1 protein-coding gene is annotated in these 1,081 nt (G+C 33.0%); it reads left to right on the top strand.

The features are described 5' to 3' along the window. Positions 1-992 (top strand): IS3 family transposase (locus tag BM097_RS15970; protein ID WP_143085015.1); only part of this gene is annotated, 992 nt, incomplete at its 5' end. Between the last annotated feature and the right edge of the window lie 89 nt (positions 993-1,081).

Below are 1,081 nucleotides of genomic sequence, written 5' to 3'. Positions count from 1 at the left end.
AAAAAAGTGAAAGAATTCGAAGGGATGTGAGGCTCGGCAAACAACGCTATGAATCAAAGTATATGGCAATTAAATACTTTTATGAAAACAAAGGCTGGAGTATTAACTGGATGTGTAAGCAGTTATCTGTTTCAAGAGCTGCTTATTATAAATGGTTGCATAGAGAAATACCTATTCAAGAACAGGAAAATATTGAACTAGCAAATCTTATTAAAGAGTATGATGAGCATTTTAATCATATCTTAGGCTATCGAAGAATGGCCTCTTGGATTAATCATTTTAATCACACGAATTATAGTAAAAAACGTGTTCACAGGATAATGAAGAAGTTAAATGTTCATTCTGTTATCAGAAAGAAAAAGAAAAAATATTTATCTTCAACACCACAGGCTGTAGCTGAAAACATTCTTCAAAGAGATTTCTATGCAACTGCACCAAATCAAAAATGGGCAACAGATGTAACCGAGTTTAAAGTTCCAGGAGAAAAGAAGAAGTTGTATCTAAGCGCCATAATTGATCTATATGATCGCTATCCTGTTTCATATGTAATAAGTTGTAGAAATGATAATAGATTAGTATTTAAAACATTTGACAAAGCAATCAAGGCTAATCCAGATGCCAAACCAATATTTCATAGCGATCGAGGATTTCAATATACTAGTAAAGTCTTTCAGGAAAAACTTGCAAATCAAGAGATATCACAATCGATGTCTAGAGTAGGCCATTGTATTGATAACGGACCAACAGAAGGTTTCTGGGGAATAATCAAAACTGAAATGTATGCAATGTACAAAATCGTAGACGAAGAATCTCTAAGACATGCAATTAAAGATTACTTAAGATTCTATGCTGAAGAACGAATTCAAGAACGATATGATTGCAAAACTCCATTTGAGGTAAGAATGGAAGCTTTATCGGCCGTAGTACCAACGGAATATCCAATTCCTGAAAACAAACGAATAAAAAAATATAAAGAAAAATGGTGTGCATAGAAAAATGACCATACTTCATATAAAGTATGGTCATTCACTAAACATTCCATTTAGATATTTAACCTGTCTACTTGACAGGGGGCATATCA

The sequence above is a fragment of the Pseudobutyrivibrio sp. OR37 genome (genome assembly GCF_900113655.1).
GTDB lineage: Bacteria > Bacillota > Clostridia > Lachnospirales > Lachnospiraceae > Pseudobutyrivibrio.
Note: the sequence above shows the minus strand (reverse complement) of the source record. Positions and strands in the feature narration are given on the sequence as shown.